Consider the following 7,855-nt stretch of genomic DNA (forward strand, 5'->3'; position numbering starts at 1 on the left):
GATCAACGCGCTGCGCGCCTCGGCCGACAGCGCGAGCCGGCTGGTGGGCACCGAGTCGGGCTATCGGGCCGGGTTGCTGGCCTCGATCGCCGCCTCCTGCACGGCCTCGTACCTGGTCGCGCTGGTGCCAGGGGGTCCGTCGATATGACCTCCGGCAAGGACGCCGACAACGCGGCGCTGTGCGACGCGCTGGCCATCGAGCACTCGACGATCTACGGCTACGGCATCGTGTCCGCGCTGTCGCCGCCCAGCGTGAACGACATGGTGGTGGAGGCCCTGGCGCAACATCGCCAGCGCCGCGACGACGTCATCGCGATGCTCAATGCCCGCAAGGTGACCGTTCCCGTCGCCGCGGCGGGCTACCAGCTGCCGATGGTGGTCGGCGGCCCGGCCGACGCCGCGCGCCTGGCCGCGCGGATGGAGAACGACGGCGCGGGGGCGTGGCGCGTCGTCGCCGAGCACGCCGAGACCGGTGCCGACCGCGCGTTCGCCGCGACGGCCCTGGTGCAGAGCGCCGTGATGGGGGCGCGCTGGAGCCGCGTGCTGGGCGCCTGGCCCATCACGACCAGCTTCCCGGGCGGCAACGACTAGCCGGCCAGGGCCGCCGCGATGTCGGTGGCCAGCGACGGGCCGGTGGCCAGTTCGCGGGTGTGGCCGCCGAAGCGGTCGCGCAGCTCGACCACGCCGTCCGCCCAGCCCCGGCCGACCACGACGATCCAGGGCACGCCGAGCAGTTCGGCGTCCTTGAACTTCACCCCGGGTGAGGCCTGGCGGTCGTCGAGCAGCACCTCGACGCCCAGCCGGTCCAGCTCGTCGGCCAGGTCGGTGGCGCCGGTGCGGGCCTGGGCGTCTTTGTTGGCGATCACCAGATGGACGTCGAACGGGGCGACCGCCGACGGCCAGCGCAGGCCCAGTTCGTCGTGGTGCTGCTCGGCGATGACGGCCACCATCCGCGACACCCCCAGGCCGTAGGAGCCCATGGTCAGCCGGACCGGCTTGCCGTCCTCGCCGAGCACGTCGGCGGTGAAGGCGTCGGTGTATTTGCGGCCGAGCTGAAAGATGTGTGCCACCTCGATGCCGCGCGCCGAGACCAGCGGACCCGCGCCGTCCGGTGAGGGGTCACCGTCGCGCACCTCGGCGGCCTCGATGGTGCCGTCGGCGGTGAAGTCGCGGCCGGCGACCAGCCCGACGACGTGGCGCCCCGGCTCGTCGGCCCCGGTGATCCAGCTGGTGCCATCCACCACGCGCGGGTCGACCAGGTAGCGAACACCGTTGTCCTGCAAGGCTTTCGGCCCGATGTATCCCTTCACCAGGAACGGATACTTGGCGAAGTCGGCGTCGTCGAGCAACGCGTATTCGGCCGGTTCCAGCGCCGCGCCCAGCCGTTTGTCGTCGACCTCGCGGTCGCCGGGCACCCCGATGGCCAGCAGCTCCCAGTCGCCGCCGGGCTGGCGGACCTTGAGCAGCACGTTCTTCAACGTGTCAGCCGCGGTGACGGCCCAGCCCAGATCCGCCTGATTCGCCCAGTCCACCAGCGTGGCGATGGTCGGGGTGTCGCCGGTGTCGTGCACCACCGCCTCGGGCAGCCCGGCCACCACTTCAGCCGGCGGCGGCTCCGGCTTGGCGGTGACGACGGCCTCGACGTTGGCGGCGTAGCCGGATTCCAGGCAGCGCACGAAGGTGTCCTCGCCGACCGCGCTTTCGGCCAGGAACTCCTCGGACGCGCTGCCGCCCATGGCCCCCGATACCGCGGAGACGATGACGTAGCGCACCTGAAGGCGCGCGAAGATGCGCTGATAGGCCTCCCGGTGCGCGTGGTAGGCGGCCTTGAGTCCGGCGTCGTCGATGTCGAACGAATAGGAGTCCTTCATCAGGAACTCCCGGACCCGCAGGATGCCGGCCCGCGGCCGCGCCTCGTCGCGGTACTTGTTCTGGATCTGATAGAGCAGGACCGGAAAGTCTTTGTAGGAGCTGTATTCGCCCTTGACGGTCAGGGTGAACAGCTCTTCGTGGGTGGGGCCCAGCAGGTAGTCGTTGCCGCGGCGGTCCTGCAGCCGAAACACCGAGTCGCCGTATTCGGTCCACCGGTTCGTCGTCTCGTACGGCGCGCGGGGCAGCAGGGCGGGGAACAAGATCTCTTGCCCGCCAATGGCATTCATCTCGTCGCGGACGATGCGCTCGATGCGGCGCAGCACCCGCAATCCCAGCGGCAGCCAGCTGTACAGCCCCGGCGCCACGGGCCGGATGTAGCCGGCCCGGATCAGCAGCTTGTGGCTGGCGACTTCGGCGTCGGCGGGATCGTCGCGCAAGGTGCGCAAAAACAACTGGGACATCCGGGTGATCACAGCGGGCCAGCCTAGCGGTGACGGCGAACGCAACGAAGTTGGGCGCGGCAGGCCACCGCCATTTCGACGGCGAGGCGGCGCAGCGGTGAGCTACAGCTCCCCGGCGTCCATCGCTTCCTTGACCTCTTGGGCGTGCGCCACCTGGTCGGGGGTGTAGCCGATCAGCAGCGCGGCGGCGCCGACGATGACGGCCACCCCGGCCAGCCAGAGCAGCCCGTAGGTGTAGCCGTTGTCCAGCGCGGCCAACTGCGCGTCGTTCATGAACTTGACCGGGCCGGTGGTGCCGCCCATATACAGCGTCCGCGAGGTGATCACCGCCTGGACGACTGCCAGCACCAGCGGCCCACCCAGGCTCTGCAGCATCAGCGTGACCGCCGATACCGGGCCGATCTGATCGAAGCCCACGCCGGCGATGGCCGACAACGTGAGGGGAACAACAGCCATGCCGATGCCGATTCCGCCGACCACGATGGGCAACACCAGGTTGGGGAAGTACGCGGCCCCGCGGTGCATGAACGCCCAGCCGAACAGCATCGCCCAGAACAGCAGGATCCCGCCGCCGATGGTCAGCACCCGCGGGGAGAACCGGGACACCAGCTGCGAGGAAACGCCGAGGCCGATGCCCATCGCGATGACGAACGGGATGAAGCCGACTCCCGCGCGCAGCGCGCTGTAACCGAGGATGTCCTGCACGTACAGGCCGATGCACACGGTCAGGCTGAACATCAGCCCGCCGGCCAGGAAGATGGCGGTGAAGGTGACCAGCCGGTTGCGGTCACGGAACAGGCCGAACGGAACGACGGGGTTCTCGGCGGTGCGCTCCACGATGACGAAGGCCAGCGCGGCACCCAACGCCACCACACCCGAGCCGACGGTGGTGATCGACATCCAGCCCTTTTCCGGCCCCATCGAGAAGGCGAATACGGCCGCGGTGCAGGCCAAGGTGGCCAGGATGGCCCCGGTGGCGTCGAGCTTCATCCGCTCGCGGTTGGTCTCCCGCAGCGCGGTGCGGGCCAGGTACATCATCACCAGGCCGATCGGCACGTTCACCAGGAACGCCAGCCGCCACGACACCTCGGTGAGCGCGCCGCCGACCACCAGGCCCATCACCGACCCGACGGCCGTCATCGCGGCGAACACCGCGGTCGCGAAGTTGCGGGCCGGGCCCTTGGGGAAGGTGGTCGCCACCAGCGCCAGGCCGGTCGGCGAGGCGATGGCGGAACCGACGCCCTGCGACAGCCGCGCGATGACCATGGTCGCCTCGTCCCAGGCGACCGCGCACAGCACGGAGGAGATGGTGAACAGCGCGACACCGACGATGAAGGTCCGCTTGCGCCCGATGGTGTCGCCGAGGCGACCGCCGAGCAGCATCAGTCCCCCGAACGTCAGCACATAGGCGGTGATCACCCAGCTGCGGCCGGCGTCGGACAGGCTCAGCTCGTTTTGGATCTTGGGCAGAGCGACGATGGCGACGGTGCTGTCCATGGTCGCGAGCAGCTGCATGCCGCCGATGGCGATGACCGCGGCGATGAAGCGCCGCGAGGGCAGCCACGCCGGATAGTACTTACGGATGCGCGTTGAGGCGGTCTCCGCCGGGGCCTTCGCGGAGGTCTCCGCGGAGCGCACCGGGGCCGGACGATCGGGGCGCGCCGAGGCAAGATGTTGCACCGCGCGCTCTGCATCGTTGAGAGCCGTCATAAAGGGTTACCTTACAGTAATCTTAAGAACCGTTTAAAGCCCGAAAGCCGCCACAGCCCCGATCACGATGATCGCGGGAGGTCGGATACCGTCGGCGCGAATCTTTTCGGGCGTGTCGGCCAGGGTAGCCCGCAAAGTGTGCTGCGCGGCGGTCGTTCCATGTTGAACGACCAGAACCGGGGTATCCGCAGGTCGACCGCCTTTGAGAAGCGCGTCGGCGAAAAGTTCGATGCGCTCGACGGCCATCAGCAAAACGATCGTGCCCGACAGTGCGGCCAACGCATCCCAATTCACTAACGATTCGGGATGGCCGGGTGGGAGATGGCCGCTGACCACCACGAACTCGTGATTTATCGCCCGATGGGTGACGGGAACGCCCGCCAACGCGGGCACTCCTATGGCGCTCGTCACACCCGGCACCACGGTCACCGGAATCCCCGCCTCGGCGCACGCCAGCACTTCTTCGTAACCGCGGGCGAACACGAACGGGTCCCCGCCCTTGAGGCGCACCACGAAGCCGCCGGCGCGGGCGCGCTCGATCATCACGTCGTTGATCGCGTCCTGCGCCATCGCCCGCCCGTACGGGATCTTGGCGGCGTCGATGACTTCGACGTGCGGCGGCAGTTCGGCGAGCAGCTCCGGTGGCGCCAGCCGGTCGGCCACCACCACGTCGGCCTGGGCCAGCAGGCGCCGGCCGCGCACGGTGATGAGTTCGGGGTCGCCCGGGCCGCCGCCGACCAGCGCGACGCCGCCCTTGACGACGTCGGAACCCACCGGGCTGTCAGGCCTGATGAGGCCGGTCTGCAGGGCCTCGCGAATGGCCGAGCGGATCGCCGCCGACCGGCGGTGCTCGCCACCGGCGAGCACCCCGACCGACAGCCCCGCGTAGTCGAAAGACGCTGGGGTGACGGCGGTCCCCTCGACGGCGACGTCGGCGCGCACGCAGAAGATGCGGTGGCGTTCGGCCTCGGCGACGACGGCCTCGTTCACGCGCGGGTCGTCGGTGGCCGCGATCGCGTACCAGGCTCCGTCGAGGTCGCCGTCGCGGTATTCGCGCAGTGCCAGGGTGATTCCCGTCATCGCCTCGACCGACCGGGTGGCGCTGCGGGCGATGACATGGACGTCGGCGCCGCTGGTGATGAGCAGGGGCAACCGGCGCTGGGCAACGGTGCCGCCGCCGACCACGACGACCTTCTTGCCGGTCAGCCGCAGCCCAACAAGGTAGGCGCTCTCGGTCACCCAGCAAGCCTAGTAGGTGCCGGTCTTGGCGCCGGCTCGCCGGGCGCCGGCGTGCGCGACGAAGCGCGCCACCGACTCCGGCGCGGCCGCCGGATGGGTGTGCAGGTACGACGCGTGCACGCCGGCGTGCACGGCGCCGTCGCGCACGGCGGCGCCACCGTGGGCCGCCCCGTCGACCCGGTACATCCAGGCGGGCTGGTAATCGTCGGTGAAAGTGACTGTGGTGCGGTGGAATTCGTGTCCCACCGCCCGCCGGCCCGCGGGGTACAACGACGAATCCGCCACGGCCACGGCATCGCGATACGCCAGGGTGAGGTGCGACGTGAATCGCGCGCGTCCCGCCAGCACATCGCACATCGGATGCCCGTCGAGCTCGGAGATCAGATAGATCAGGCCGGCGCACTCGGCGTGTATCGGCGCCCCGGCGGCGGCCAACTCTTTGATCTGCCGGCGCACGACGTCGTTGGCCGAGAGCTCCGCGGTGAACTGTTCGGGAAAACCGCCGGGCAGCAACACCGCATCGGTGCCATCGGGCAATGCGTCGAGCAGCGGATCGAATTCGACGACGTCGGCGCCGGCGGCCGCCAGCAGCTCCGCGTGTTCTGCGTAGCCGAAACTGAATGCCTTGCCGGCCGCCATCGCGACGGTGGCCCTGCCCGCGGTCGCCTCCCCCACCGCCACGGCGGGATCCCACGGCGGCGCCGCCGCCCGGCTTGCGGCGAGGGCCACGATCGCCGCCAGGTCGACGTGGCGAGCGACCAAGGCGGTCATCGCCTCCACCGCCGACCGCGCCCGCTGCCCGTATTCCACGGCGGTGACCAACCCCAAATACCTTGTCGGCAGTTCCAATTCGGCCACCCGCGGAACGGCACCCAGCACCGGGACACCGGCGTGCTCGCAGGCCTCCCGCAGCGCCTGCTCGTGGCGGGCCGATCCGACCCGGTTCAGGATCACCCCGGCGACGCGGGTCGCGGGGTCGAAGGTGGAAAAGCCATGCAGCAGTGCGGCGATGCTCTGGCTCTGCCCGCGCGCGTCGACGACCAGGACGACGGGCGCGCCCAGCAGGCCGGCCACCTGCGCCGTCGAACCGGCCGCGGCAGCGGTGGTGGTGGACCCGATCCGGCCGTCGAACAGCCCCATCACCCCTTCGACCACGGCGATGTCCGCGCCACGCGCGCCGTGGGCGTACAGCGGGCCGATCAGGTGATCCCCCACCAACACCGGATCGAGGTTGCGGCCCGGCCGGCCGGCGGCAAGGCCGTGGTAGCCGGGATCGATGAAGTCCGGGCCGACCTTGAACGGCGCCACAGCGTGGCCCGCCTGCCGCAGGGCGCCGATCAAACCCGTTGCCAGCGTGGTCTTTCCGCTGCCCGACGCGGGAGCGGCGATGACCACCGCGGGAACGCTCACCACTCGATACCCTTCTGCCCCTTGCGCCCGGCGTCCATCGGGTGCTTGACCTTGACCATCTCGGTCACCAGGTCGGCCGCGTCGATCAGGCGTTGCGGGGCGTCGCGTCCGGTGACGACCACGTGCTGATGACCGGGCCGCGCCGCGAGCGCCCGCACCACCTCCTCGACGTCCACCCAGCCCCACTTCAGCGGATAGGTGAACTCGTCCAGCACGTAGAAGTCGTGCCGCCCGTCGGCCAGGCGGCGCGCGATCTCCGCCCAGCCGTCGGCGGCCGCCGCCGCGTGGTCCACCTCGCTACCCGCCTTGCGGGTCCAGGACCACCCCGCGCCCATCTTGTGCCATTCCACCGGCGCACCGATCCGGTGCTGCTCGTGCAGCTGGCCCAGCCGAGTGAAGACCGCTTCCTCGCCCACCTTCCACTTGGCGCTCTTGACGAACTGGAACACCGCGACGGACAACCCGGCGTTCCAGGCCCGCAACGCCATTCCGAACGCGGCCGTGGACTTTCCCTTGCCGGCGCCGGTGTGCACCGCCAGCACGGGCGTGTGCCGCCGCGCCCGCGTGGTCAGGCCGTCGTCGGGAACCTGCGGTGGAACACCTTGTGGCATAGGCGCTTAGCCCTTTCGCTCAGGCCGCGTCGCGCACCGCGCGCGTCAGGGAATCGGCGTGCAGCTGCTCGAGCCGGATAACCGGCGCGCCGAGTTGGCCGGCCAGTTGCCCGGCCAGGCCCAGCCGCACAAAAGACGTCTCGCAGTCGACCACCACCGCGGCGACGCCCTCGGCGGCCAGCCGTGCGGCCGCGATTCGGGTGCGGCCCAACGGGTCCGGCCCGGCCGTGGCCCGGCCGTCGGTCAACACCACCACCAGGGGTCGCCGCGCCCGGTCGCGGGCCTTCTCGCGCACGATGAGCTCCCGCGCGGCCAGCAGGCCCTCGGCCAGCGGGGTCTTGCCGCCGGTGTCGAACCGGGCCAGTCGCCGCCCGGCGATGTGTGCCGAAGACGTCGGTGGCAACAACAGCCGCGCCCCGGACTGGCGGAACGTGATCACGGCGACCTTGTCGCGACGCTGATAGGCGTCGCGCAGCAGCGACAGAGTGGCGCCGCCGACCGCGGCCATGCGGTCGCGGGCGGCCATCGAACCCGACGCGTCCACCACGAAGA

7 protein-coding genes and 1 pseudogene are annotated in these 7,855 nt (G+C 70.6%); 2 read left to right on the top strand and 6 right to left on the bottom strand.

Annotated elements, in window-relative coordinates; translation table 11 throughout:
- Both DQP57_RS27370 and DQP57_RS25720 read left to right on the top strand, forming a co-directional pair.
- Window positions 1-148, top strand: a pseudogene (locus tag DQP57_RS27370) (hypothetical protein); the annotation flags it as partial.
- Window positions 145-591 (top strand): ferritin-like domain-containing protein, encoded by a 447-nt coding sequence (locus tag DQP57_RS25720; protein WP_112635644.1) that lies wholly within the window; start codon window positions 145-147, stop codon window positions 589-591. The pseudogene DQP57_RS27370 and the gene DQP57_RS25720, both read left to right, overlap by 4 nt.
- Here DQP57_RS25720 and DQP57_RS25725 read toward each other — a convergent pair.
- The 6 genes from DQP57_RS25725 to DQP57_RS25750 form a co-directional block, all read right to left on the bottom strand.
- Window positions 588-2,345: a proline--tRNA ligase gene (locus tag DQP57_RS25725; protein ID WP_112635646.1), complete on the bottom strand. Its 1,758-nt coding sequence runs from the start codon at window positions 2,343-2,345 to the stop codon at window positions 588-590. The two genes, DQP57_RS25720 and DQP57_RS25725, sit on opposite strands and share 4 nt — an antisense overlap.
- A gap of 90 nt (window positions 2,346-2,435) precedes the next feature.
- A complete protein-coding gene (locus tag DQP57_RS25730) occupies window positions 2,436-4,043 on the bottom strand; it encodes an MFS transporter (RefSeq protein WP_112635648.1) in 1,608 nt (535 codons plus the stop codon).
- A gap of 33 nt (window positions 4,044-4,076) precedes the next feature.
- The gene (gene cobA, locus DQP57_RS25735; protein ID WP_112635650.1) at window positions 4,077-5,282 is read right to left on the bottom strand and encodes a uroporphyrinogen-III C-methyltransferase; all 1,206 of its coding nucleotides are present in this window, start codon (window positions 5,280-5,282) and stop codon (window positions 4,077-4,079) included.
- A 9-nt stretch (window positions 5,283-5,291) separates the two neighbouring features.
- Window positions 5,292-6,692: a cobyrinate a,c-diamide synthase gene (locus tag DQP57_RS25740; protein WP_165821905.1), complete on the bottom strand. Its 1,401-nt coding sequence runs from the start codon at window positions 6,690-6,692 to the stop codon at window positions 5,292-5,294.
- Window positions 6,689-7,303, bottom strand: coding sequence for a cob(I)yrinic acid a,c-diamide adenosyltransferase (gene cobO, locus DQP57_RS25745; protein WP_112635654.1), 615 nt, complete (start codon window positions 7,301-7,303; stop codon window positions 6,689-6,691). Before cobO ends, DQP57_RS25740 begins: the two co-directional genes overlap by 4 nt.
- Window positions 7,304-7,322: 19 nt before the next feature.
- A partial coding sequence (locus DQP57_RS25750) for a vWA domain-containing protein (RefSeq protein WP_114149392.1) occupies window positions 7,323-7,855 on the bottom strand: 533 nt, incomplete at its 5' end.

It is taken from the genome of Mycobacterium colombiense (assembly GCF_003284935.1).
Taxonomy (GTDB): domain Bacteria; phylum Actinomycetota; class Actinomycetes; order Mycobacteriales; family Mycobacteriaceae; genus Mycobacterium; species Mycobacterium arosiense_A.

What these genes read in the sequence shown, in the direction of transcription:
- DQP57_RS25720 (WP_112635644.1), top strand. Translation starts at nt 145, where the DNA reads ATGACCTCCGGCAAGGACGCCGACAACGCGGCGCTGTGCGACGCGCTG.
- cobO (WP_112635654.1), bottom strand. Translation starts at nt 7,303, where the DNA reads ATGCCACAAGGTGTTCCACCGCAGGTTCCCGACGACGGCCTGACCACG.
- DQP57_RS25730 (WP_112635648.1), bottom strand. Translation starts at nt 4,043, where the DNA reads ATGACGGCTCTCAACGATGCAGAGCGCGCGGTGCAACATCTTGCCTCG.